This is a genomic window from Enterococcus sp. DIV1420a, from assembly GCF_051712165.1.
GTDB classification, from domain to species: Bacteria; Bacillota; Bacilli; order Lactobacillales; family Enterococcaceae; genus Enterococcus; species Enterococcus faecalis.
The window spans coordinates 1,260,445-1,285,521 of the sequence record NZ_JBIOOI010000002.1; the positions used below are offsets into that span (position 1 = coordinate 1,260,445).

General features: G+C 37.4%; 22 protein-coding genes. 5 read left to right on the forward strand and 17 right to left on the reverse strand.

From position 1 onward, the window contains the following. Positions 1-94 precede the first annotated feature (94 nt). Positions 95-1,528: a cryptochrome/photolyase family protein gene (locus IGI80_RS17390; protein WP_438724217.1), complete on the forward strand. Its 1,434-nt coding sequence runs from the start codon at positions 95-97 to the stop codon at positions 1,526-1,528. 211 nt (positions 1,529-1,739) lie between these two features. Here IGI80_RS17390 and IGI80_RS17395 read toward each other — a convergent pair whose 3' ends face one another. The 5 genes from IGI80_RS17395 to IGI80_RS17415 form a co-directional block, all read right to left on the reverse strand. Continuing rightward, positions 1,740-3,176 carry a catalase gene (locus IGI80_RS17395; protein ID WP_438724218.1) on the reverse strand — a complete coding sequence of 479 codons (1,437 nt, stop codon included), beginning with the start codon at positions 3,174-3,176 and terminating at the stop codon, positions 1,740-1,742. A gap of 302 nt (positions 3,177-3,478) precedes the next feature. Further along, positions 3,479-4,489, reverse strand: coding sequence for a hypothetical protein (locus tag IGI80_RS17400; RefSeq protein ID WP_002366704.1), 1,011 nt, complete (start codon positions 4,487-4,489; stop codon positions 3,479-3,481). A gap of 139 nt (positions 4,490-4,628) precedes the next feature. Next, positions 4,629-5,054 carry an 8-oxo-dGTP diphosphatase gene (locus IGI80_RS17405; protein WP_002394459.1) on the reverse strand — a complete coding sequence of 142 codons (426 nt, stop codon included), beginning with the start codon at positions 5,052-5,054 and terminating at the stop codon, positions 4,629-4,631. Positions 5,055-5,142: 88 nt separating this feature from the next. Next, on the reverse strand, positions 5,143-6,921 hold the full coding sequence (locus IGI80_RS17410; protein WP_438724219.1) for an ABC transporter ATP-binding protein: 1,779 nt from the start codon (positions 6,919-6,921) through the stop codon (positions 5,143-5,145). Beyond that, positions 6,914-8,662, reverse strand: coding sequence for an ABC transporter ATP-binding protein (locus tag IGI80_RS17415; protein ID WP_002357553.1), 1,749 nt, complete (start codon positions 8,660-8,662; stop codon positions 6,914-6,916). The genes IGI80_RS17410 and IGI80_RS17415 overlap by 8 nt, the downstream gene beginning before the upstream one ends. A gap of 136 nt (positions 8,663-8,798) precedes the next feature. Between IGI80_RS17415 and IGI80_RS17420 the strand changes: the two genes are divergently transcribed. Then, the gene (locus IGI80_RS17420; protein ID WP_002363966.1) at positions 8,799-9,617 is read left to right on the forward strand and encodes a helix-turn-helix transcriptional regulator; all 819 of its coding nucleotides are present in this window, start codon (positions 8,799-8,801) and stop codon (positions 9,615-9,617) included. Between the two features lie 54 nt (positions 9,618-9,671). On the opposite strand, the gene IGI80_RS17425 is transcribed toward IGI80_RS17420, so the two are convergent. Together IGI80_RS17425 and IGI80_RS17430 are read right to left on the reverse strand one after the other, a co-directional pair. Further along, positions 9,672-10,199: a GNAT family N-acetyltransferase gene (locus IGI80_RS17425; RefSeq protein WP_002361836.1), complete on the reverse strand. Its 528-nt coding sequence runs from the start codon at positions 10,197-10,199 to the stop codon at positions 9,672-9,674. 19 nt (positions 10,200-10,218) lie between these two features. Continuing rightward, complete coding sequence (locus IGI80_RS17430) at positions 10,219-10,719, reverse strand: GNAT family N-acetyltransferase (RefSeq protein ID WP_002382331.1); 501 nt, start codon at positions 10,717-10,719, stop codon at positions 10,219-10,221. A 176-nt stretch (positions 10,720-10,895) separates the two neighbouring features. Here IGI80_RS17430 and IGI80_RS17435 point away from each other — a divergent pair, with 176 nt between their 5' ends. Further along, positions 10,896-11,504, forward strand: a complete 609-nt coding sequence (locus tag IGI80_RS17435) for an NUDIX hydrolase N-terminal domain-containing protein (protein ID WP_002363964.1) — start codon at positions 10,896-10,898, stop codon at positions 11,502-11,504. Between the two features lie 50 nt (positions 11,505-11,554). Here IGI80_RS17435 and IGI80_RS17440 read toward each other — a convergent pair whose 3' ends face one another. From IGI80_RS17440 to IGI80_RS17455, 4 genes are all read right to left on the reverse strand, one after another. Further along, on the reverse strand, positions 11,555-12,895 hold the full coding sequence (locus IGI80_RS17440; protein WP_438724220.1) for an NADH oxidase: 1,341 nt from the start codon (positions 12,893-12,895) through the stop codon (positions 11,555-11,557). Between the two features lie 297 nt (positions 12,896-13,192). Further along, positions 13,193-13,636, reverse strand: a complete 444-nt coding sequence (locus tag IGI80_RS17445) for a Fur family transcriptional regulator (RefSeq protein ID WP_002357560.1) — start codon at positions 13,634-13,636, stop codon at positions 13,193-13,195. 138 nt (positions 13,637-13,774) lie between these two features. Continuing rightward, complete coding sequence (gene cysK / locus IGI80_RS17450) at positions 13,775-14,707, reverse strand: cysteine synthase A (RefSeq protein WP_002360296.1); 933 nt, start codon at positions 14,705-14,707, stop codon at positions 13,775-13,777. Between the two features lie 228 nt (positions 14,708-14,935). After that, complete coding sequence (locus IGI80_RS17455; RefSeq protein ID WP_010819999.1) at positions 14,936-15,796, reverse strand: glucosaminidase domain-containing protein; 861 nt, start codon at positions 15,794-15,796, stop codon at positions 14,936-14,938. Between the two features lie 354 nt (positions 15,797-16,150). On the opposite strand from IGI80_RS17455, the gene IGI80_RS17460 reads away from it, so the two are divergent. After that, positions 16,151-17,341 (forward strand): MFS transporter, encoded by a 1,191-nt coding sequence (locus IGI80_RS17460; RefSeq protein WP_002357563.1) that lies wholly within the window; start codon positions 16,151-16,153, stop codon positions 17,339-17,341. A 51-nt stretch (positions 17,342-17,392) separates the two neighbouring features. Here the strand turns inward: IGI80_RS17460 and tkt are convergent, their stop codons facing one another. Together tkt and IGI80_RS17470 are read right to left on the reverse strand one after the other, a co-directional pair. Continuing rightward, positions 17,393-19,387: a transketolase gene (gene tkt / locus IGI80_RS17465; RefSeq protein ID WP_002357564.1), complete on the reverse strand. Its 1,995-nt coding sequence runs from the start codon at positions 19,385-19,387 to the stop codon at positions 17,393-17,395. A gap of 71 nt (positions 19,388-19,458) precedes the next feature. Beyond that, positions 19,459-19,701: a DUF896 family protein gene (locus IGI80_RS17470; RefSeq protein WP_002382327.1), complete on the reverse strand. Its 243-nt coding sequence runs from the start codon at positions 19,699-19,701 to the stop codon at positions 19,459-19,461. Positions 19,702-19,851: 150 nt separating this feature from the next. On the opposite strand from IGI80_RS17470, the gene lexA reads away from it, so the two are divergent. Further along, positions 19,852-20,472 carry a transcriptional repressor LexA gene (lexA, locus tag IGI80_RS17475; RefSeq protein WP_002389348.1) on the forward strand — a complete coding sequence of 207 codons (621 nt, stop codon included), beginning with the start codon at positions 19,852-19,854 and terminating at the stop codon, positions 20,470-20,472. Between the two features lie 13 nt (positions 20,473-20,485). Here the strand turns inward: lexA and queG are convergent, their stop codons facing one another. Genes queG through IGI80_RS17495 form a run of 4 tightly spaced genes read right to left on the reverse strand, consistent with a single transcriptional unit; the run spans position 20,486 to position 25,045 of the window. Beyond that, on the reverse strand, positions 20,486-21,655 hold the full coding sequence (gene queG / locus IGI80_RS17480) for a tRNA epoxyqueuosine(34) reductase QueG (protein ID WP_438724221.1): 1,170 nt from the start codon (positions 21,653-21,655) through the stop codon (positions 20,486-20,488). Between the two features lie 23 nt (positions 21,656-21,678). After that, positions 21,679-22,173 carry a trimethoprim-sensitive dihydrofolate reductase gene (gene dfr, locus IGI80_RS17485; protein ID WP_002365665.1) on the reverse strand — a complete coding sequence of 165 codons (495 nt, stop codon included), beginning with the start codon at positions 22,171-22,173 and terminating at the stop codon, positions 21,679-21,681. A gap of 17 nt (positions 22,174-22,190) precedes the next feature. Next, positions 22,191-23,138 (reverse strand): thymidylate synthase, encoded by a 948-nt coding sequence (locus IGI80_RS17490; protein WP_002357569.1) that lies wholly within the window; start codon positions 23,136-23,138, stop codon positions 22,191-22,193. 17 nt (positions 23,139-23,155) lie between these two features. Further along, positions 23,156-25,045 (reverse strand): ABC-F family ATP-binding cassette domain-containing protein, encoded by a 1,890-nt coding sequence (locus IGI80_RS17495; protein ID WP_002365663.1) that lies wholly within the window; start codon positions 25,043-25,045, stop codon positions 23,156-23,158. Positions 25,046-25,077: the final 32 nt, after the last annotated feature.

The window sequence follows — 25,077 nt, forward strand, 5'->3', positions numbered from 1 at the left end:
TTATCGGCTTTTTGAAAAGTCTAGGCAAGTTGCTTTTAAAAATCAGCAGTCACGGTTACGATAAGCAAGACGAAGTATTTAGGAGGATTTAAAAATGAAAAGAGTAATGTGGTTTAGACGTGATTTACGATTACAGGATAATAAAGCATTAGCACACGCGTTACAAAATTCTGCAGCTGATGAATTGATTTTATTATTCCAAATGAATCCTCAACAATTTATTCAAGAAAGTGCTAATCATAACGCTTTTTTTGCAAGTTTAGCCTCGCTTAAAGAACGAATCGATCAAGAGGCACATTTACAAATCATGGTCGGCGAACCATTAGATTTATTTTCACGTTTGAAACGCAAATTACCCGATTGGCAGGCCATTTATTTTAATGAAGATACTTGTGGCTTTGGGGCAAAGCGGGACCAGCAAGCTATGCGCTTTTTTGAAGAAAATAATATTCAGTCTTTCTCTTTTCAAGATGCCTATTTGCATGGCTCTGAAGAAATTAAGAAGAACGATGGCAGTAAGTACCAAGTGTTTACGCCCTATTACAATAAATGGAAAGAGGCGCCTAAAGAAACCCCGATTCCTGTTTCCTATACAGCTGAAAAAATTTTTAGTGCGTGTCTTTTTCCAGAAGAGGAAGCAGCATATGGGGAACAGATTGCGAGGATTCCTTTAACACACTATAGTGTCGGCGAAAAAACAGCCAGAAGGTGCTTAAATACTTTTATTGATCAAAAACTTCAATCCTATGAAAATAAGCGTGATTTCCCTTATCAGGATCAAACGAGTCATCTGTCTACTTTTTTAAGAACGGGAGAACTTTCGATTCGCACCATTTGGCAAGAGCTTGCATCTGCGCCTTCTAGCTTAAGTAAAGAAACCTTCAAAAAAGAATTAGCTTGGCGCGACTTTTACAATATGATCTATAGTACGTTTCCACAACAAAAAGAGGAAGTTATTCAAGAAAAATTTCGTTATATTCAATGGACAAATGACCCAGAAATGTTTGTCAAGTGGCAAAAAGGGGAGACGGGGTACCCTATAATTGATGCCGCCATGCGACAACTGAATCAAACTGGTTGGATGCACAACCGCTTAAGAATGATAACTGCCTCTTTTTTAGTTAAAAATTTACACATCGATTGGCGTTGGGGTGAAAAATACTTTCAAAAAATGTTGATTGATTATGATGCCGCCAATAATATCGGTGGCTGGCAATGGGCTGCTTCAACGGGAACGGACGCTGTCCCGTATTTTCGGATTTTTAATCCAATTATCCAGTCAAAAAAATTTGATAATGACGGCCAGTTCATCAAAAAATATGTTCCAGAACTTAAGCAAGTGCCACAAAAGTATATTCATCAACCAAATCTAATGAACGAAGCCTTACAAACGCAATATCATGTACATTTAGGAGAAAATTATCCAAAACCCATTGTCGATTATGCATCAAGTAAAAAACAAACATTGTTTCTATATGAAGCGAGCAAAGAAATTCATCAAGAAATGAACAATCCAACGTTTCAATAAACAGTAAACCTAACTAGCTTAGCAAACAACTTGTAAGGTTAGTTGGGTAAATTAATTAGTCGAAAGAGAGGTGCAATTATCGGCTAAAGTTTTTTATTTTATTCTAGTTTACATAATATACATTATACAAAGTAGAGTAAAAAGCATTGAAAAGCAAACAAAACCAGTCTTTAGTTTATCTAGACTGGTTTTGTCACGTACGTGATATAAATTATGCTTGTTGCTTGATGGCTTGTGCGACACGTGCTCCATATTCTGGATTTACTCTAGTGAACAAATCAATTTGACGCGCGATGATTTCTTGATTTTTCACTTGACCTAAAGATGCCGCTATATTGTTAATTAAGTTTTCTTTTTCTTCGCTTGGCAGCAAATTATACAAAGCGTTTGCTTGTGTAAAGTGATCTTGATTATAGCTATAATTACCAACATTTCCTTCAACTTCAAAGGAACTAATTTTCGCCTTAGGATCTTCTTTTGGTGTTTCAGTATAACTATTTGGTTCGTAATTAATTTCGCTATTGCCATTGTTAAAACGCATATTGCCGTCTTTTTGGTAGTTATTTACAGGCGCTTTTGCTTGGTTGATTGGCAATTGGTGACTATTAGCGCCCACGCGATGACGATGTGCGTCCCCATAAGCGAACAAACGTCCTTGCAATAATTTATCCGGAGAAGCTTCAATACCAGGAACGAAATTTCCTGGTGAAAAGGTTACTTGTTCAACCTCTGCAAAATAATTCTCTGGATTTCTATTTAAAGTCATCGTGCCAACTTCAATCAGCGGATACTCTTTTTGAGAAACCGTTTTTGTTACATCAAAAAGAGTTTCTTTCATTGTTAACGCATTTGCATACGGGATAATTTGCACAGATAATGTCCAAGAAGGAAATTCTTGATTTTCAATTGCATTATGCAAATCTTCAATATGGAAATCGGGATTTTTCCCAGCAATTTCTTCTGCTAATTGACTCTCTAGATTTTTGATTCCTTGATTCGTCTTGAAGTGATATTTAACAAAAAATACTTCTCCAGCAGCATTGACCCATTTGAACGTATGGCTACCAAAACCATGCATGTGACGGAACGATAGCGGAATGCCACGATCACTCATTAAAATTGTTACTTGATGAAGGCTTTCCGGTGAATGAGACCAAAAATCCCAAACAGCTTCTGGACTTTTCAAATGCGTCCGCGGATTTCTTTTTTGGCTATGAATAAAATCTGGAAACTTAATTGCATCACGAATGAAAAAAATGGGCGTATTATTGCCAACTAAGTCGTAATTTCCTTCGTCTGTATAGAATTTAAGCGCAAAACCGCGAGGATCACGCAATGTATCTGATGAACCTAACTCTCCAGCTACAGTTGAAAAACGAGCGAATAAAGGTGTTTCTTTGCCAACTTCAGATAAAAAATCGGCTTTAGTATATTGTGCCATTGATTGGCTCACCTTGAAAATCCCATGAGCACCAGCACCTTTGGCATGAACAACCCGTTCTGGTACGCGCTCACGATTAAAATGAGCTAATTTTTCTAATAAATGAACGTCTTGGATTAGGACAGGACCAAATTCTCCTGCAGTTAGCGAATTTTGATTATCGCCAACTGGACTTCCTTGTGACGTAGTTAAATGTTGATTTTTCACCTAAAACACTCCTTCATCTAAAATTATACTCATTGTATAAAAAAAACACTCTGCATAACAAAAATAATGCTTAAAAACACTCGAAAACATTTGTTATTTAATAGAATGATTAAAAATAGCAGTAGAATTTAAATCAAAAACAAATGTATTAACTTTAAACTGTTTACACCACCAAAAATAACAACCAATAATTCAAAGAAAACTAAAATGCTGTTTTTTTATTCAAAAAAGACCTAGCATCCCAATCATGCTAGGTCTTTCGTTACTTTTTTTGAGGGACCGTTTTTATTGGTCATTCAGCGTTATTGATTGATCGCAACAGTCGTGTCTTCAGTCGATAGACCTGTCATAGAGGTGCTATCGGAAAATATTTTTTCAACTTCTTGTTCTGATAAAATATTTTCTTTCTTAGGCATTGAAATCGTCGCTTTTTTGGCTTTTTGTGTAATGCTAATTTTACTAGATAATGATTCAAGTCCCATGTCAACGTTCTTGTCTTGCTGCGGTTTCACATTAATCAACATATTTGTTTTATTTTCTTTTGTATTAACAGAAACTTTGGCAGAAACATCTTTGACTTTTTCGAAAGGATCTTGTTCTTTACCTTTCTCAGATGCTTCTGTCGTAATTTTGATTAACTTTTGTAATTCTTTTTTTGTAAACGTATGGGTAATGGTGTCCCCTTTTTTCTCGAACGTATCCTTGTCTAATCCTTCTAAAAACTCTTTGTATTCCTTAGCAGACTGTTTTCGTTCTTTTTCCGATTCTTGATACTCTTTGATTGTATCTTGCCATTCTTTCGTACTTTCCTCGTTCATGGCTAAAAGATCAATGTATTTTCCTTTTAGTTTTTCTGTATCTAACTGAGAACTATCGATAGCACCGTCAGTCATTGAGTCTGCGACAGCGACAATATATTCCATCATATCTGTTGCTAAATAGAGTTTTGGCTCTTTGCCCTCGTTATCTAACGATCCAACCAATGAAATCGGTACATCCATTCCCATCGCTTTTAATTTCATCTCTAAGTTGAATGCTTTTTCTTTTTTGGCATCTACTTGAATCTTCCCAGAAAGCGATGCGTCTTTGATTTGCGTGATGAGCATCCCAATCATAGGATTCGTTTGTGCACCATCTTCTTGTGAAAATTTCATGTCACTAATTGACATAGAGAAATCCCAAACCCCAGATTCTTGTGCGTTTTGATTGCCGATTCCTTGAATGAACTCATCTTTCGCACTTTTGCCACAACCTGTCAGTAACAAAGCTGAACAGAAAACGCCTGCGACAATCCCCACTTTTCTTTTTAACACACTTTTTCCCCCTCATTATATAAAAAATTAATTCCCTTTTATTAAGAATAGCAAACATTGCTTATAAATAGCAATGTTTAATTTTAGATTTCCTCTCTTTTAATAAGTGGGATTGATTTAATCTTTTAGGTTTGAATCATTAAGCTGTATTATTTTTAAAATAAAATTGCTTTTCGCCAAAAAATACTGGGAAAAGTTCTGCTAAACTGCCAGCTAAAGGACCTTCTCGCAATTCTTTTTCAGTGACCCAAAACAAGGGTTGTTCCGTTTCTTCTGGTAGTTCATCCGCTGTTTCTGCAATGAATAATGTGGCTAATTCCCGCGCACCTGAACAATCATTCAGCCATTCTGCAACACCTACTAATTGTGGCTTCAGCACTAATCCTGTTTCTTCAAGGAGTTCGCGAACCATGGCTGTTTCCATGCCCTCGTTTTTTTCAACATGTCCGCCAGGGAACGTCCAACCAGGCCAATCCTTTTTTTGTCGTTCTTGCACAAGGATTTCATTTTTCTGATTTCTAATCATACATAATGTTGTTAATTCCACTTCAAAATTCCGTTTCATTTGGCACCTCATCATTTTTTCCTTTGTTAAGGTTACGATACAGAAAAACAGAGAAAGATTCAACTAAGAATTTTCTCTGTTTTATCATCTAGCTCTTTAATAAGTCGTATTGCGATTGATATAAATGATGATATAACGCATGTTTTGCCATTAGTTGATCATGAGATCCTTCTTCCACAATACAACCACCATCAATATAGAAAATTTTATCGCTATTTTTGATGGTAGAAAGTCGATGAGCAATAATAAACGATGTCCGTCCTTTCAGAAGTTGTTGTAGTCCTTCTTGTAACAATTCTTCTGTTTTTGTATCAATACTGGAGGTTGCTTCGTCTAAAATTAAAATTTTGGGATCTGCCAGTAAAGCACGAGCAAATGAAATTAATTGGCGTTGTCCTGCCGAGAGTGTACTACCCCGCTCTTCCACAACTGTTTCATAGCCATCTTTTAAATCCTTGATAAAGTCGTGCGCACGAACAATTTTTGCGGCTTGGATGACTTCTTCCTCTGTGGCTGCTAAATTTCCGTACCGAATGTTTTCAATAATCGTTCCTGAAAAAATAAACGTATCTTGAAGCATTACCCCCATTTGTTTTCTTAACGAACGGAGTGTCACATCGCGAACATCATAACCATCAATTTTAACGGCCCCTTCATTCACATCATAAAAACGACTTAACAAATTGATGATTGTTGTTTTACCCGCACCTGTTGGCCCAACCAAGGCGATTGTTTGTCCTGGCTCAATATGAAAACTAACATCGGTCAAAATATTTTTTCCTTCTTCATAACGGAAATAAACATGCTGAAAGTCGACGGTTCCTTTAATTGGCGGCAACTCAATAGCGTGCGGCGCATCTTGAATTTCTGGAACAACATCCATCGTTTCAAAAATCCTTTCCAAATAGGCAGTTGCAGTAATCAGAGAATTGTAGAAGTTACCAATATTGATGACCGGATTCCAAAAGTTATTGATATAACCGATAAAAGCAATTAGCGTCCCAGTAGTAACGGACACACCTAATTGACGGATTCCTACGAAATAGATAAAACAAGTCGTAATGACGGATATATTTTGCACTGCTGGCCATAATAAATACTGGACACGCACAGCTTTCATAAAGGATTGACGATATTCTTCGCTTACCTCGTTAAAAATTTGGAAATTTTCATCTTCTCGTGCAAAAGATTGTGTAATTTTAATTCCTGAAATACTTTCATGAATATAGGCATTTAAGTTTGATTGTTTATTGCTAAGCTCTTGGTAAGCTTTCCGTTGTTTCCCTTGGATAAATAGAACCATCACGAACAACACAGGCAATAGCAGCAAACTGTATAAGGTTAATTTCACATCAATAAATAACATGAAGATTAAGGTGATAATCACATTAAATAAATCAGAAATTAAATTGATCAATCCGTTACTTAGTAAATCACTTAACGTATTGATGTAATTGACCACCCGAATTAAGATTTTTCCATGCGGCCGACTGTCAAAGTAAGAAAATGGTAATTTTTGTAGATGCTCAAAAATTGAAAAACGCATATCTTTTAAAATATCTTGTCCAATTTCTGTGATGGCATATATTCGATAACGCATACACCAACCAATAATCACCAAGGAAAATAGGAAAATAGCCCCTAGTATCAAGAGTAACGAGAGATTCTTTTGTGGAATTACTTGGTCAATCGCAATTTTAGTAAAGTAAGGGCCTAACATACTTGCCAGATTAGCTAATATGATGACAAATAATGTTTTAAAAACAGCTTTTTTGTAAGGCTTAATATAGGCGCCTAATCGTTTATAATGAGACCAATTAAATTCTTTTTCTAAAGTCTCATCCACATCAAACGTATTTCTAGCCACGCGACTCACCTTCCTTTGTCAGACCTAATTGTTTTTGATATACGTCAAAATATTTGCCTTTTTGTTCGACTAATTCGCTATGCGTACCGCTTTCCACCACACGGCCTTTTTCCATCATCAAAATTAAATTGGCCTCTCTCACAGAAGAAATTCGGTGGGCAATAATAAATGTCGTTTTCTTTTCCGTCAAACGACCTAGTTCTTTTTGAATTTTTGATTCTGTTTCCATATCAACAGCGGAAGTTGTGTCATCTAAAATTAAAATAGCTGGATCTTTGGTTAAGGCACGGGCCAGTGAAATCCGCTGTTTTTGGCCACCAGATAGGCCAACGCCGCGTTCACCAACAATTGTTGCATAACCTTCGGGCATTCTGGAAATAAAGCTATGGGCATCAGCAATTTCAGCCATCATTTGCACTTGTTCCAAGTTAGCCAATGTGTTACCAAAAGCAATGTTATCTTCTATTGTATTGGAAAAAAGAAAGACATCTTGCATAACCATGGAGATATTTTCTCGCAATTTACGAACAGAATAGCTTTTAGCATCTTTTCCATCAATATAAACAGTGCCTTTTGTTGGATCATAGAACCGAGCGATTAAGTTAACTAAAGTGGTTTTGCCTGAACCAGTTTCCCCTAAAATACCAATTGTTTCACCAGGTTTTGCTGAAAATGAAACATCCGATAAAATAGGGGTTTCTGGATCATCTGAAAAATGAAAGGACACGTGATCAAACGTCACATAACCTTGGATTGGTTCTGCTTCTTTTTCCCGAGCAATGGGAATCTTCGGTTTCGTTGCTAATAACTGACGAATTTTAATGGACGATGCCGTAAAGCGTTGCACATCATTGATCAACCAGCCACTCATTCGCATCGGCATGTTCAACATCCAGAGAAAGCCGTTAAAGGCAACTAAATCACCAATTGTCATCCGACCTTGAATTACAAAGAGGCCACCAAGAACTAAGGCAATAACATTTAAACTACCTGCAAAACCGTCTAACCACGGTAAATATTTTTTAGAGACATCTGCGGAAGCCATATTCCATTTTTTATAGTCTTCATTGTGCTTGTTAAACTTTTCAATTTCATAAGGTTCTTGAGAAAAAGCTTTAACCACCCGATTTCCACCAATATTTTCTTCGACCATTGAATTTAACCGAGAAAAACTTTCCCGAATCTCAAAAAATACCGGATGCGATTCCTTCGACATTTTTTGTGTTAACAGAAAAATCAAAGGTGTAATTAAAATTAATGCCAGCATCAATTGCCAATTGATCGTCCCCATCACAATCACGGCTGCGATGAACCATAAAATACATTCTAAGAGGTTATAAGTGACCCAAGAAACAAAATGGCGGATAGCGTCTGTATCCCCTGTCATTCGCGCCATAATATCGCCAACACGTGTATGATTAAAGAAATCAAAATCTAATTCTTGAAGTTTGACATACATATCTTTTCTTAAGTCAAATAACGCAGATTGTCCAACCGATTCAAACAAGACTTGATAACTATAACGAACAACTGTCCGAATAACGGTCACCCCAATCATAATCCCAAGAATTGGGACAAGCTCTTCAGTTTTCCCCTGATTGATTACTTGGTCTACAATTCTGCCAGATAACAATGGAATAATAACAATTAAAATAGCGTTAATAACGACAAAAATAACAGCTAGCAGTAACTTATTCTTATTTTTTTTAGCATATTGCCAAATCCATTCAAAACTATTCATTTTCTCCCCTACTCTCTCTTGTTTTTATGGACGTGTATAAGATTACTGTTTTTTTATAGGAAAAGAAATGGGCATTCTTGTATATTTTGATGTACAATATAGTATAGAAAGCGGATACAAGTAGGAGTGATTTTTTATGAACTACACAAATAGTCGAACGTTTAATCCTGAAATTTTATATGCCTTCGATCCTTGGAACGAAGAGACCCACCCTTATAATTGTCATCATCATGAATTTCTGGAAATATCTATTCTTTTAGAAGGTGAATCTGAATATATTGTTCAAGGGCAACAGTACCATGCCACTGCTGGTACGGTGTTTCTTTTTAATCCGCGAACGGAACATGGTGAGCAACAAAAAGCAGGAACTTACTCACATCAACTACACATTGGCATTTCAAATCTCTATTTAGAAGGCTTAGAGCGAAACGTATTTCCAAATAAATCAGCTTTATTAGATTTAAGTCATTTACATGGTGCTTTTTTAGAAAAAGCTTGGCAAATTGTTCATGAATTAAACCATCAAGAAGTTGAATCAGCGTTACAAATTAAAGCTTTAGTTATTGAGCTATTGGTTTATATTTTAAGAAGCTTAGCAGTTGATCAAGAAAATAAAATTGAAACTCGGCTATCGAAAACGGAAAAAAGAAAACGAAATTTAGTCAATCATACGATTTATTATCTGGAAACGCACCATGACGAAGAAATTACTTTGGAACAGTTAGCTGAAATGCTATATGTGACCCCGACTTATTTGTCGAAAACCTTTAAAGCGGCCACAGGCGTTGGGCCAATCAATTATTTAATTCAAATCCGCTTAAACCATGCGAAAGAATTGCTGAAAAATGATTCCTTAAGTGTCAAAGAAGTAGCAAAAACGGTTGGTTACGAAGATGCCTATCATTTTAGTAAATTATTCAAAAAATATTATGGAAAATCTCCTTCACAATTTTAAGATAAAAAAACAAGGAATCGTCGGCTTCATTGCGTCCGTTTCCTTGTTTTTGCTTTACGTTGACTCTTTTAACTGTTTCGTCATTGTATAATCGGTATGGCGTTCATTTCCCATATAAAAATCATGTTCATCTGTTTTTACGAAGCCCAATGATTGATAAAATTTTTGCGCTGGATGATTATGTTCCCAAACACCTAACCAAACCGTCTCTTTTTCTGCTTCTTCCGCTAATTCAATTGCTTTCGTAATCAAATGTTTGCCTAAGCCTAAACGCTTAAAAGATTTACGAATATAAATGCGCTCAACTTGTAACGCTTGTGGATGTTGATAGGTAATCTGAGCATCACCGTGATTTAATTTCACATAACCTGCAAGTTCATTATTATAAAAAGCAAAGAAATATTGCGAATCTTTATGTAAGATTTCGCTTTCTAAAACTGCTGGACTAAATTTCCTCTCATAATGTGCCTGTAAATCCTTTTCGTTTTCGCCATCTCCATAAGTATCTGCAAAAGTCTCTTGGCAAATGGCCTCTAATTCTGGTACGTCTGCGACGGTACACTCTCTAATAAATACTGACATACTAAAACTCCTTTGTAGATTAAATCAACTGTTTAATTAAAATTAAACAAGGATTCCAAGCGTCCCATAATGTCGGAAAAACCTCAAGGCGCTTAAAACCCAATGATTCGTAAAAACGAATAGTATGATCGTACACGGAATAATTTCCTTCGTCAACTGTTTTGACTTGAATAAAAAAATAGTTATTTTTAGAATACGTTTCCACGCTTTCTATCAATAACTTGCCGATACCTTTGCGATGATACCGCTTTTTAACTGCCATACAATGGATTTCTACTGTATCTTTACTTGTTTCTGAAAGTGTTATAAAACCGAGTATTTTATTCTCTACATCCTTTGCCACCCACATAGGTAAAGTGCTAGCTATATCGATATACTTGCGGGTCTCTTTTTCAAGGCCAAACCATTCTGGAAGATTAAACAATACTTCTTGTGCTGCCTGAGTCTTTTTATCTGCATTTTTTTCCCTTATAATTGTAAATTCTTTCAATTTACAACCTCCTTTTTGTTTACATAACAAAATTATTGTATACCCAATCTTTTTTATTAAATAATAGCATAGGTAGTTTAAAAATGTAAGTTAGTCATTTATTCTTTATTATTTCCTTAAAACGACGCCTTTTCTCGCTAAATCTGCCCTTTCTTTATTTTTTTCTGTTAAACTAAACGTATTAAGTCTATGAGGAGCGTGCGTATATGGATTATCTGAACACCTATAAGCGGTTGCTAGCATTGGCGGATGCAGGTCTTTTTTACGGGAAAGATGCTTTTGATCAAGAACGTTACCAAGAACTACGAGAACTTACGTTACAACTTATTAGCGCAACCGGACCCGAAGCGACTGTTTTGCCCGACTTAGAAAAAATCTTAACTAAAGAAGAAGGTTATCCAACACCGAAAGTAGATGTTCGCGGTTTAATAAAAAAAGAGAATCGTTTTTTATTAGTTGAAGATTTACGGACCAAAGAATGGTCATTACCTGGTGGCTATGCCGAAATTGGCTGCTCCCCTAAAGAAAATATTGAAAAAGAAGTATTGGAAGAAACTGGCTTAGTTGTTACAGCAAAAGAATTGCTTGCTGTTTATGATACAGATAAACGAAAAGACATTCCTCAACTATTTCAGTACTATAAAATGATCTTTTCTTGTGAGATTTTAGAAAATCATCCCTTTGAAAAAAACATTGAAACCTCGAATTGTGCTTATTTTTCTTTAGATAATCTCCCCCCTCTTTCTATCAAACGAACAACGAAAGAGCAATTAATGGCATTAATGAACCAAACAACTGGAGCGCTTAGTGACTAACAAAAAGGATGAAGAACTTCTGTTCTTCATCCTTTTTCTATTATTATTAATTACATATTTTCTAAAGCGGCTTGGGCTAATAAGTTTAAGTAGTTCCAAGGGCGATCAAAATGTGGTTGGAAGAAGAAATCAGAAATCGCTAAATCTTCGACAGTCATTTTATTTTGGACCGCTAATGATAAAGTATTGGCAGATTGTGTGATATCATATTTAGACATCAATTGACCACCAACAATGCGTTGTGTTCCTTTTTCATAGACTAATTCCATCAGAACTTTTTCAGTTGTTGGCATAAACTCTGGACGATAGTTATCTTCGAAAACAGTTGATTCGACATCTAGTCCGTTTAATTTGGCACTTTCTTTTGTCACACCTGTTGAACCAATTTTCCAACCGAATAAATATAAGCCAGAAGTTCCCTGTGTGCCACGATAAGCCAATTTTTGTTCAGTCAAATTACGACCTACTAGCATACCTTGACGAACAGCATTCGTTGCTAATGGGATATAATTTTTTGTTTGACTTGGGTTGTAGTGAACAACTGCACTATCACCCGCAGCAAAAATATCAGGATTGCTTGTTTGCATATACTCATTGACTTCAATTGCACCGTTTGGTAACATGTCAACTTTATCTTTTAATAATTCTGTATTTGGACGGAAACCAACACACATAATCACCATATCTGCTTCGAATTCTTGACTTGGTGTAATAACTTTTGCCACTTTTCCTTGCTCATCTGCTACGAATTGTTGGACATTTTCACCTAAAGCTAAATTAACGCCACGATCAACTAATTCTTTTTCTAGAACATCTGTGAATGGCTTATCTAAATATTTATTTAAAATGCGGTCTAACCCGTCAACTAAAGTAACTTGTTTACCTGATTCTACAAAAGCTTCTACTAATTCAATACCAATATAACCGCCACCAACGACAACGACACGTTTGGCATCTTTCGCTTTTTCGATGATCACGTTGGCTTGTGAATAGTTTTTACATAATAAAATATTTTCAGCATCAATTCCTGGAATTGGTGGAATAATTGGCCAAGAACCAGTTGTCATCACTAATTTATCATAAGAAACGGTCTCAGTTGCACCCGTTTGTAAGTTTTTCGCTATAACAGTTTTGTCGTCCACGTTGATTTCTTCAACATTGTGTTCCATCTTCACTGTTGCTCCTAAAGAAGCCAGTTCTTCTGGATTTGAATAAAATAAATCAGCAGCATTTTTAACTACGCCTCCAACGTACAAGGCAATTCCGCAAGATAGGAAGGAAATATTGTCATTTCTTTCATATACAGTGACTTCCGCCTCCGGGTGATTTGCTAAAATACTTTTAACTGCTGAAGTTCCAGCATGGGTACATCCTACGACTACGACTTTCATGTTGTAAATCCCTTCTTTCACAATCTTTGTTTTGCAGAGGTGACGTCTCCCTCTGTCTGTTTAAAATATATCAGAGGAATCAAGCTTATTCGAGTTCTATGCTTGTGAATCGCATATAAAAAAATTCACAAACTGTTGCTAATTCTTAATAATAGCTAGTTAATTTTTTGTTTTTAAGAATTTAAAAGTCAATAACCACACAAAAAAACAAGCATAAGAGTGAAAACTCTTACGCTTGTGAAATTTGCCTAGACAAGTGACTTATCTTTTGATAAATTTTTAACAGTATGTAATTTTTTACACATTCTCCTGTTGTGCTTGTTGGCAATCTGGACATAATCCATATAATTCTAAACGATGTTCATTAATTTCGAAGCCTGTTAATTTACTAGCGGCCATTTCAACGTCCTCTAACCCTGGATAATGAAAATCAACGATTTTACCACATTTTTGACAAATCACGTGATAATGTTTCTTCGAACTAAAATCAAAACGACTAGATGCATCGCCATAACTCATTTCTTGAACGAAACCGATTTCAGTAAATAAACGTAGATTGTTGTAAACCGTTGCTACACTCATATTTGGAAAATGATCTTCTAGTGCGCGATAAATTTCATCAGCTGTTGGGTGTGTATGATTTTCGATTAAATATTCCAAGATAGCATAACGTTGCGGAGTAATTCGGATATTGGCTTCTTTTAATTCAGCAAGTGCATTTTTAACCAATACGTTGTCCATCTTTGTATCCCTCCCCTGTCTATCTTTCTTAAATAATACTATTTCTTATTACGATTGACAAGAATTATTGTAGGATTCTCGTGGAAAAAACGAGCATTTTACTAAACTAAGAGAAATGCTCGTTTTTTGGCGTGTTTTTTATTCTGGAAATTCGTAAAGAGCTGTCGAAAGATAACGTTCACCGTTATCTGGAACCAGCGCTAAGACACGTTTGCCTGCGCCTAATTCGACTGCCAAATCAATGGCAGCTTTAATTGCTGCCCCTGCTGAAATCCCCACAAGGATACCTTCTTTTGGCCCCATTAAACGAGCAGTTTCTAATGCGTCTTCACTAGAAACAGCGGCAACTTTTTGATAAACGGTGGTGTCTAAAACTTCTGGGACAAAACCAGCGCCTATTCCTTGGATTTTATGTGGACCTGGTTCGCCACCTTCTAAAACAGGCGACTCCGTTGGTTCTACTGCAACAATTTCAATATCTGGAAAAATCCGTTTCAATTCATGGCCAACTCCTGTAACGGTTCCTCCAGTGCCAACACCAGAAACAAACGCATCTAAGCCACGTTTACCAAAGACATCAACAATTTCTTTTCCTGTTTTTTGTTCATGTACCATTGGATTAGCTGGATTATTAAATTGCAAAGGCATGAAGTACCCGTGTTCTTCTGCTAATGCTGTAGCTTTTGCAATTGCCCCTTTCATTCCTTCGGCACCAGGGGTTAATAATAGATCAGCCCCATATGCTTGCATTAATTTGCGGCGTTCAATACTCATAGTATCTGGCATCACAATCTTAACTGGATATTCCAACGCAGCACCTACCATTGCTAACCCAATGCCTGTATTACCACTAGTCGGCTCAATAATCGTTTGTCCAGGTTTTAGGCGACCATCTGCTTCGGCTTGTTGGATCATGCTTAAAGCAATTCGATCTTTCACACTGCCACCAGGATTAAAGAACTCTAGTTTAACAAAAACATCTGCAGCTCCTTCTGGTACCATCCGTTTTAATTTCACAACTGGGCTTTGACCAATTAACTCTGTTACTGATTTTACATAACCTTTAGTCATAATCCTACATCCTCCAATTTTACAAACAATATAATAATTCTTTCTCTAAGCATAGCTCAAAAAAACGATTTCTACCAGAAAAACGAATTTTAGTTTGTGAAAAATTAAATAAAAAAACGGATTATACTCATCCAATAATTGCTGCTGGCACTACCTATTTTCACGATAAAAGACCTTACAAAAACTGCCGCTTTTGTAAGGTCCTTCTTCAACTAAATAATTGCAAAATTAACCGATTTGGATGGTTTGACCCACCGATAAAACAGAATCCAATGTTAATCCATTTAGTGACATTAAATTATCAACTGTCGTTCCAAAACGTGCAGCAATGTCCCACAATGTGTCGCCGTTTGCGACAGTGTAACTTTGACTAGCTACAGTTTCTGCTGTTGCTGTTGCAGAAGCCGCTGTATCGATTGTTGTATCAACGGTTCCCGTTGTATCTGAATAACTAGTGGTTTGAGCGACTGGTGTTCCCCAATCATATTGAGTTAAATTATATGCTTCAATTAACCAATTCAATTTTTCGGCATAGCCTGGATCAGTTGCATAACTTCCAGCTAAAGCGGCTGTTGCATCGCGATAACTGCTAGTATTACTCTTCCAAACGCCTGAATAATGGTATGTATCCCCAAAAGCAGTGGAACGAATAACATTGGCATGATCTTGGAACGATTCCGCATAAGAATTATAACTTCTAAATGCTGCTGTGACGGTCACCCATTGTCCGTCTAAATATTCTTTTGTTGGCATATAAACAGATTGTCCATTATAACTTCCTTTTACACCAAACAAGTTATAGTTCGGTGCAGATGCTAACCCAGAACTACCATAACTACTTTCTAGCAACGCTTGAGCAATCATGACGGAAGCATACATATCATTGCTATTGGCAACGGCTGCTGCTGAATTTCCGATTTCATTAATAAATGCTTGCTGGCTTGATTCTGCTTGGGCAGGTACCGCAGCACCAACCACAGGTGCTAAAATCATTGAAGTCCCCGCAACGGCGGTAGCACGTTTATAAGCTTTTTGCTTTTTAAGAGCTTTTTGAATATGTTTACTACTTCTTGTTAACTGTTCGCTCATTCATTTTTCCTCCTCACTGTCTCACTTTTCTATTTTACCGTTAATTTCCTATTGAAACAAGAAATAAACGTATTAAATTTTGAGTTTTAAAATTTCTGTAATGTAATTGAAATCTTGTTTGTATTTAATTAACCCTCTTCACACTTGTGAAAACAACCACTTCTTCTTTTCAATTTGATGAGATTTTTGTTATTTATCCTCTTACTTTTCTTTATTTATTGTGATAAAATTTTTAATGGACTTGTCACTTTTTGAACAAACTTTATAAGAGAAGTCTGTTTTTGTAATCAAAACAACTATTGCCGAGTAGTTGTTGTATTACAAAATGAATTACATAGAAATGTAGGTGGTTAGATGAAGAAACAACAATCGGGTTTAACAAATCAAGTGACGTTTTTATTAGCGTTAACTTGCGGGGTCGTGGTCGCCAATATGTATTATATTCAACCAATTGGCACCCAAATTGCTCAGGCCTTTCAAGTCAGTATTGGTTCTATTGGTTTTGTTACTATGCTGACCCAATTAGGCTATGCGCTAGGCTTACTTTTTCTTGTTCCATTAGGCGATGTCGTTGATCGTCGCAAATTAATCATTCGAGTAGCCGCGCTCTCCTCGCTGTCTCTAAGTGCTGCATTTTTTGCACCAAGTTTTCTCCTGTTTGCACTCTCTTCTTTTTTTATCGGGCTGCTCTCTATTGTCGCCCAAATTATTATTCCTTATGCTGCGGTCATGGCGGGACCAGCGAACCGTGGTAAAGTAACAGGTCGAATGCTGGGCGGACTATTGACAGGAATTTTATTGTCTCGAACGATCTCGGGTTTCATTGCTAGTGCAGCTTCTTGGCGAACAGTCTACCTAATCGCCGTAATATTCGTGTTAGCATTGGTCGTTCTACTTCAATTAAAATTGCCCAAAACAGTGATACATACTCAAACTTCAAATCGATTAACTTATTTAGGTTCTTTGAAAAGTCTTCCTAAGCTAATCAAATCGCAACCTTTGTTAAGAGAAGCAACTGTCAATGGCTTTTTTATGTTTGCAACCTTTTCAATCTTTTGGTCTACATTAATTTTCTTTGTTAGTAGTCCAGCTTATTATTGGGGACCGAAAGAAGTCGGTATTTTAGCAATTTTTGGTTTATCGGGAGCATTCGTAGCACCCATCATTGGTCGTCTATCCGATTATTATCCAGAGCGGAAGATTGTTTTGATTGGCCTGTTGATGCAGTTCGGTAGTTTTATCTTACTTTTTCTAGGTGGAACACATGTGGTCTTACTAATCTTAGCAATTATTGTTTTAGATATCGGTACTCAATTTGGGCAAGTAGCCAATCAAACACGCGTCCAAAATTTGGGAGAAGAAGCCAGCAATCGTAACAATACCGTCTTTATGTTTTTCTATTTCATCGGCGGTTCACTGGGTTCATTGATTGGTACATTAATGTGGCAAAACTATGGTTGGTCTGGTGTTACTTTAACTGGTATTGGGTTCCAATTGTTCGCATTATTTTTTCACTTTATGCTCTTTGCTCCCAAAAAGAAATGAAGCAAAAAAACCTGAATGCTATCACAAGCATTCAGGTTTTTTAATGTTTATTTATAGTGATTTATAGGTATTAACCACATTTTCAGGAGTAAAGCCGAATTTTTCAAGAACTAGACCGCCAGGTGCAGAAGCGCCGAAGTGATCAATTGTGATTGTTTTGCCTTCTGTTCCTACATAGCGTTCCCAACCAAAGCTTGCTGCAGCTTCAATCGCCACACGTTTTGTCACAGCTTTAGGTAACACACTTTCTTTATATTCAGCAGATTGTTTTTCAAATAAATCAAAACTTGGCATTGACACGACAGATACATCGATGCCTTCTTCCGCTAATTTAGCTTGTGCTTCCACTGCTAGATTTACTTCAGAACCAGTCGCAATTAAAATCCCTGATGGTTGTTCACCTTTTTGTGGTGACAATACATAAGCACCTTTTTGAACAGAATCAGAAGCGTGTTCTAACGTTCCTTCTAAAACAGGTAAGTTTTGACGACTTAGAACTAAAATAGTTGGTGTTTCCGTAGAAGTCATAGCAATTTTCCAAGCAGCAACAGTTTCATTGCCGTCTGCTGGACGAATCACATGAACATTTGGAATGCAACGAACACTTGCTAATTGCTCAATTGGTTCGTGTGTTGGCCCATCTTCACCCACCGCAACAGAGTCATGCGTTAAGACGTAAGTTACAGGAACTTTTTGTAAAGCGGCTAAACGGATTGCTGGACGCAAGTAGTCAGTAAAGACGAAGAATGTCCCGCCATAAACATGGCTACCACCGTGTAATTGAATCCCGTTCATTGCTGCAGCCATTGCAAATTCGCGAACACCAAACCAAATATTACGGCCTTCGTATTGACCAGGTTCGAAATCTTTTTCTGCAGCAACCATTGTATTATTTGAGGCAGATAAATCAGCTGAACCGCCCCAGAAACTTGGAACAACTTTTGAAATAGCTTGAATCGTTTCTTTACTTGTTACACGACTTGCGGCACTTGTTCCTAGTTCATATTTAGGTAATTCTTGTTCCCAACCTTCAGGTAATTGGTTGGCAAAAGCTTCTTTAAATTGTTTGGCTAATTCTGGATGCGCATGTTCATAGTTCTTAAACATCTCATTCCAAGCCTCTTCAGCTTTTTGGCCTTCGTCAATCATCGTTTCTTTAAAACGAGCAGCGACTTCCTCTGGCACAGTAAAGTCAGGATATTCCCAACCATAAACAGCTTTAGCCGCTGTAATGCCCTCTTCACCAATTGGCGCGCCGTGAACGGAAGATGTTCCTTCTTTTGGTGCTCCGTAACCGATGACTGTTTTAACTTCAATCAGTGTTGGTTTATCTGTTTCAGCTTTAGCCGCTTCAATCGCAGCCTCTATTTCATCTAAATCATTGCCGTCTTTAACTAAAATATGTTGCCATCCGTATGCTTCATAACGAGCCCCAACATTTTCAGTAAAGGCTTTAGAAGTTGGTCCATCTAATGAGATGTCATTTGAATCGTACAAGACAATTAATTTACCTAATTTCATATGACCAGCCATTGAACTTGCTTCTTGAGAAACACCTTCCATTAAATCGCCATCACCACAAATTGCGTACGTATAATGATCCATAATAGGGAAACTATCACGATTATAAGTTGCAGCTAAATGCGCTTCAGCCATTGCCATACCAACAGCCATAGCAATCCCTTGTCCTAGAGGTCCTGTTGTTGCTTCAACACCATCTGTGTGGTGCACTTCTGGATGCCCTGGTGTTTTACTATCCCATTGACGGAAATTTTTCAAATCGTCAATTGTTACGTTGTATCCTGATAGATGTAATAAGCTGTACAACATTGCAGAGCCGTGGCCTGCTGAAAGTACAAAACGATCACGATCAACCCAGTTTCTAGAAGTTGTTGGGTTCACCTTTAAATGTTTTGTCCAAAGTGCATACGCCATTGGGGCAGCACCCATTGGTAAACCAGGATGTCCTGAGTTCGCTTTTTGTACGGCTTCAATACTTAATGTCCGGATTGTATTAACGCCCAATTGATCTGTCTTGTCAAACAAAAAAATCATCTCCTAATTTAGGTTTTTTTTACCTTTATTCATAGTGTAGCTTATTTCGACAATGAAAGCAATTACTTTCTGTTGTGAAGTCCTTTTTCACGTTGAATTTTTTTTAGTTTTTCAGGAGTCACATCGGTCCCTTCTTGATCCACGACCTTCATTCCTTCGATATGGTGACGCATCCCTCCACGAAATGCTTCTAAATACTCTTTACGTAATTCTTGTTGTTCGACTTTTTCTTTCGCACTAAGTTCTTCCACTTTTGCTTTATTCGCTAATTCATTTATACGGGCAATTTTTTCTTTCGATAACATCAAAATCCCTCCTTACTCTCACTGTCTATATTATAAGAACTGCCTTAAAAAAACAACTATATTCTGATATTTATAAAACACGAACGCTTGTTTGATTTCGTTCGCATTTTATGGTACACTAATTTTATCAATTGAAAGAAGGTGCGGGTTTTGGCGAAACGTACAGAAACAAGACAATTAGAAGTACTTAAATATATATACGAACAAGTCGAATTAAAGGGTTATCCGCCAACCGTTCGCGAAATTGGGAAGGCTGTTGATTTATCCTCAACTTCTACCGTTCACGGACATTTAGCTCGTCTTGAAAAAAAGGGTCTAATCTTACGTGACCCAACAAAACCGCGAGCAATCGAATTAACACCAGAAGGCTTGGAAAAGATCGGAATTCAACCGACAACTATTCCGATGTTAGGTGTCGTAACTGCTGGTGAACCAATTTTAGCGGTGGAAGAAGCATCAGATTTCTTCCCGTTACCTCCTGATTTACGTACAGAAGAAAATGCTTTATTTATGTTGATGATTCGAGGAGAAAGTATGATTAACGCAGGTATTCTAGATGGCGACCAAGTGATTGTTCGTAAGCAATCGAATGCCAATAATGGCGACATCGTAATCGCAATGACCGATGAAGATGAAGCAACCTGTAAACGATTCTTCCGAGAAGTAGATCATATCCGCTTGCAGCCTGAAAACGATGCATTAGCGCCTATTCTTTTAGATAACGTTACAATTTTAGGTAAAGTTGTTGGTTTATATCGCAATCATATTTAATAAAAAAAGGAAGTCACTCCGTTGAGCGGCTTCCTTTTTTGCTTGTTAACAAGTGAATAGCCTTTTGAGCTTCCTCGATAACCTCTTCTTCAGTTTCTACAGAAAGTAGATAATTTAAAGCTTCTAAACTTTGCTCAGGTTCTCTTTTTGCGAGCTGACTTAACGACCAAGCAGCTGTTCCGCGAATGACAGGACGCTGATCATTTAAACAGAGAATAATTTGTGGGATAGCTTCACGGCCGCCCAAATTCGCTAACGCAATTAAAGCATTCCGTTGCAATGGTTTTTTACCACGCCAAGAGCCTGCTAAGTGTCCGAATTGCTGTTTAAATTCTTTATTGGAAATAGTTAATAACGGTGCCAATTTGGGATAGACTTCTTCAATCTTTGGTTCCATCTCTTCATGAAAATGAAAATCTTTTCCTTTATTATAAGGGCAAACCAGCTGACAAATGTCGCAACCATAAATGACGTTACGCATTTTTTTCCGATACTCTTCAGGCATCATGCCTTTTGTTTGCGTTTGATAAGACAAACATTTTTGAGCATTCATTCGACCGTCCCCTAACAAAGCCCCTGTAGGACACCCTGTGATACAACGAGTACAATCACCGCAACCATTTGGAACAGGTTCATCTGGTTCAAATTGAATGTTGGTGGTCACCTCACCTAAATATACAAAGGAACCAAATTCTTCGGTAATCAGTAGACCATTTTTACCAATGAATCCTAAACCCGCCCGCTGAGCAACAGCGGTGTCAACATATTCGCCAGTATCTACTTGTGGCCGAAAGCGCCAGTGTTCTTTTTCTGCTTCAGTGGCAGCTTGCTCTTCAATAAAAGCAATTAATTTTTGCAACCGATCCTGCAAAATGTGATGATAATCAATTCCCCAAGAGGCTCGCGCAAATTGTCCACGCTTTTCATCTCTAGGCATTTTTTCCTGAGCTTTGGTGGGATAAGCTAAAGCAATGGAGATAATACTTTTAGGATGCTCAAACGTTTTTTCTGGGTAAATTCGTTCTTCCACATTTTGATGTTCAAACCCCGAGTTATATCCTCGCTCTCGTTGTTCATGCAGAGAATCTTCTAATTCAATAAATGGTTCAGCATGAGTAAAGCCGATTTTATCGATGCCTAAACGTTGACTCTCTTGAATAATTTTTTCTTTCAATGTCGGCATTGCTCATGCCTCCCTTCATTTTATTATTTATCGTTTCGATGATACGTTTCATAGTCATGTGCATAGAGATTTTTCTCGTCCACGATGCCGGGAACAGTGGCAACTTTTTCCCAAACAGACCAGTCGATTTCTGGAAAGAAGGTGTCGCCTTCAAATGTTTCATGAATCATCGTCCGATATAAGACATCGCATGCGGGAATCAGTTCTTTAAAAACGACAGAACCTCCACCAATAACGGTCACGCCTTCATACTTGTCAGCATACGCAAGAATTTCCTCTACGGAATGCATAACCAAAACGCCTTCAGCTTGGTAATCCGGATTACTGGTAAGAACAATCGTTGTTCGATTTGGTAACGGACGACATCCCATGCCTTCGAAAGTTGCACGTCCTAAGACCAATGTATTATGAATTGTTTTTTCCTTGAAAAATTTCAAGTCGTTGGGTAAATGCCAAGGCAATTTGCCTTCTTTACCAATCACTCCTTGTTCATCTTGGGCCCAAATGGCTGCTAACATAGCTTCTCTCTCCTTTTTTATACGGCAATCGGCGCTTTAATCGTTGGATGTGGGTCATAGCCTTCTACTTTAATATCTTCCATATCAAAATCAAAAACAGAAGCCTTGTCTGGATTCAAAACGAGCGTTGGGAAAGAACGAACTTCTCGTGATAATTGTTCTTGCATTTGCTCCACATGATTTTGATATAAGTGGGCATCTCCTAGCGTGTGTACAAACTCCCCCACTTCTAAACCTGTTTCATGTGCAATCAGATGTGTCAATAAAGCATAGCTTGCAATGTTAAAAGGAACACCTAAAAAAACATCGGCACTGCGCTGATAAAGTTGACAGCTTAATTTTCCTTCATTTACATAAAATTGAAACATAGTGTGACAAGGCGGCAACGCCATTGAAGGCACATCTTCTGGATTCCAAGCAGAAACAATTAAACGACGAGAATCAGGATTGGTTTTAATCATTTCAATCACATTAGCTAATTGATCAATAAAGCTACCGTCTTTGGTTTCCCAGTGACGCCATTGTGCACCATAAATATTCCCTAATTCACCATATTTTTCTGCAAATTCTGCATCATTTAAAATGGCATCACAGAATTTTTGATGTTCTTCTTTGTATTGTTCTGCAAACGCTGGATCTTGTAAGACACGATGCCCAAAATCCGTCATGTCTGGTCCTTGATAATCTGCGCTTTTTACGTAACGTTCGAACGCCCATTCATCCCAAATATGATTATTTCGCTCTAACAAATAGCGAATATTCGTGTCGCCTTTTAAAAACCACAATAACTCACTTTTAATCAAGCCAAACGGTACTCGTTTGGTTGTTAGTAAGGGAAATCCTTTGGCCAAATCAAAACGCATTTGATAGCCAAATAAACTATACGTCCCAGTTCCTGTACGGTCTTCTTTAAAATGACCTTCTTCTAAAATCTTTTTTCCTAGCGCTAAGTATGCTTCTTCCATCTTATTCCCTCCGTCTCTTAATCCGCGTATTCACTCAAGTATTCCCAACGATTCATTTTTTCTTCTAACAATTGTTCCGTTGCTGTTACTGCTTCTTGCAATTCTTGTAAACGAACAAAATCATCACCCTGATGATTCATTTCTTCAGTTAATGTTTCTAATTTCGTTTCTAATTGTGTGATATCTTCTTCAATTGTTGCCCACTCTTTTTGTTCCATATAAGTCAGCTTTGTTTTTTCTTTCTTTTCTGTCGATGCTTCTTTTACTGGTTTATTGAGTGGTTTTTCTTTGACCTTTTCTTGTTCTTTTTGGTTCGCCAAATATTCACTCATCGTGCCATAAAATGATAGGATCTGACCATTTCCTTGAAAAACTAACAATTTATCCATTGTTTTATCCAAGAAATAACGGTCATGAGAAACCGCAATTACCGCTCCTTTGAACGTTTGAATATAATCTTCTAAAATGGTCAACGTATCAATGTCCAAATCGTTGGTTGGCTCATCCAATAATAACACGTTAGGCTGACTAATTAATAATTTTAAGAGATATAACCGGCGTTTTTCTCCACCAGACAGTTTGCCAATCAGTGTCCCGTGCATAAAACGAGGAAATAAAAAGCGCTCTAACATTTCAGCGACCCCAACGCTGCTTCCATCACTGCGTTTCACTTCTTCTGCTGCTTCTTGCAAATAAGCAATCATCCGTTGATTAGGATCCATTTCTTCGTTTTGCTGGGTATAATAGCCAATTCGGACGGTTTCACCGATACTATATAGGCCACTCTCTAAAGGAATGCGGCCAGCTAAAATATTTAATAACGTGGATTTGCCTGCACCGTTTTTACCAGTAATGCCAATTCGATCGTTTGCTTGAATGAGTAAATTAAAGTCTTTCAAAAGCTGTTTATGATCAATGGCATAATTTCCTTCCTTGATTTCCAGAACTTTTTTCCCTAAACGCTGCGTGGCAAAGTCTGCTTCTAAGGTGCCATTGGTTTGTACCTGATGCAAGTTTTCTTTTAAATCCTGAAACCGATCAATTCTTGCTTGCTGTTTCGTTCCTCGTGCTTGAACGCCTGCTCGCATCCACGCAAGTTCTTGTTTGAAGAGGCGTTTTCTTTTTTCTTCTTGTTCTACAGCGACACGTTCACGTTCGGCTTTTTCCATCACATACGTTTCATAGTTTCCTTTGTATTCATACAGTTTTCCAAAAGAAAGTTCGAAAATCCGATTGGTTACTCGATCTAAAAAGTAGCGGTCATGGGTCACCATTAAAACCGCACCACGATAGTTATTTAAAAAGTTTTCCAGCCATTCAATCGTTTCATAATCCAGATGGTTCGTTGGTTCATCCAATAACAGTAAATCAGGCGCTTCAATTAAGACTTGCGCCAAGCTTACTCGTTTTAACTGTCCACCAGAAAGCTCACCTATTTTCTTTTCCAATGTGGGAATGCCTAATTTTTGTAAAATAATTTTTGCATTGGTATCTGCTGTCCAAGCATCTTGTTTATTCATGGCTTCTTCTGCTTGCGTGTAACGTCTTTGAACCCCTTCGTCTAAACCATTCTCACTTAAAGCAGCTAACGCTAATTCATAATTTTTGACCGCTTTTATGATCGGGCTGTCTCCCTGAAACACGGCTTCTGCAATCGTAATATTCTCGTCAAATGTTTGATTCTGGGAAAGGTACCCAATTTGATAATCACTTGGCTGCTGAATCGCAGCAAGATCACCATCACCGCTATCTACGCCAGCAATAATATTTAATAAACTGGTTTTCCCTGTGCCGTTAATCCCAATTAAACCAATGCGATCTTTTTCATGAATCAAAAAAGAAAGATGATCAAATAGTGTTTTTTCCCCATATGTTTTGGTTAAATCTGTTACTTTTAATTCTTTCACCGACACTACCAACTCCTTCTATTTTGGTCTTG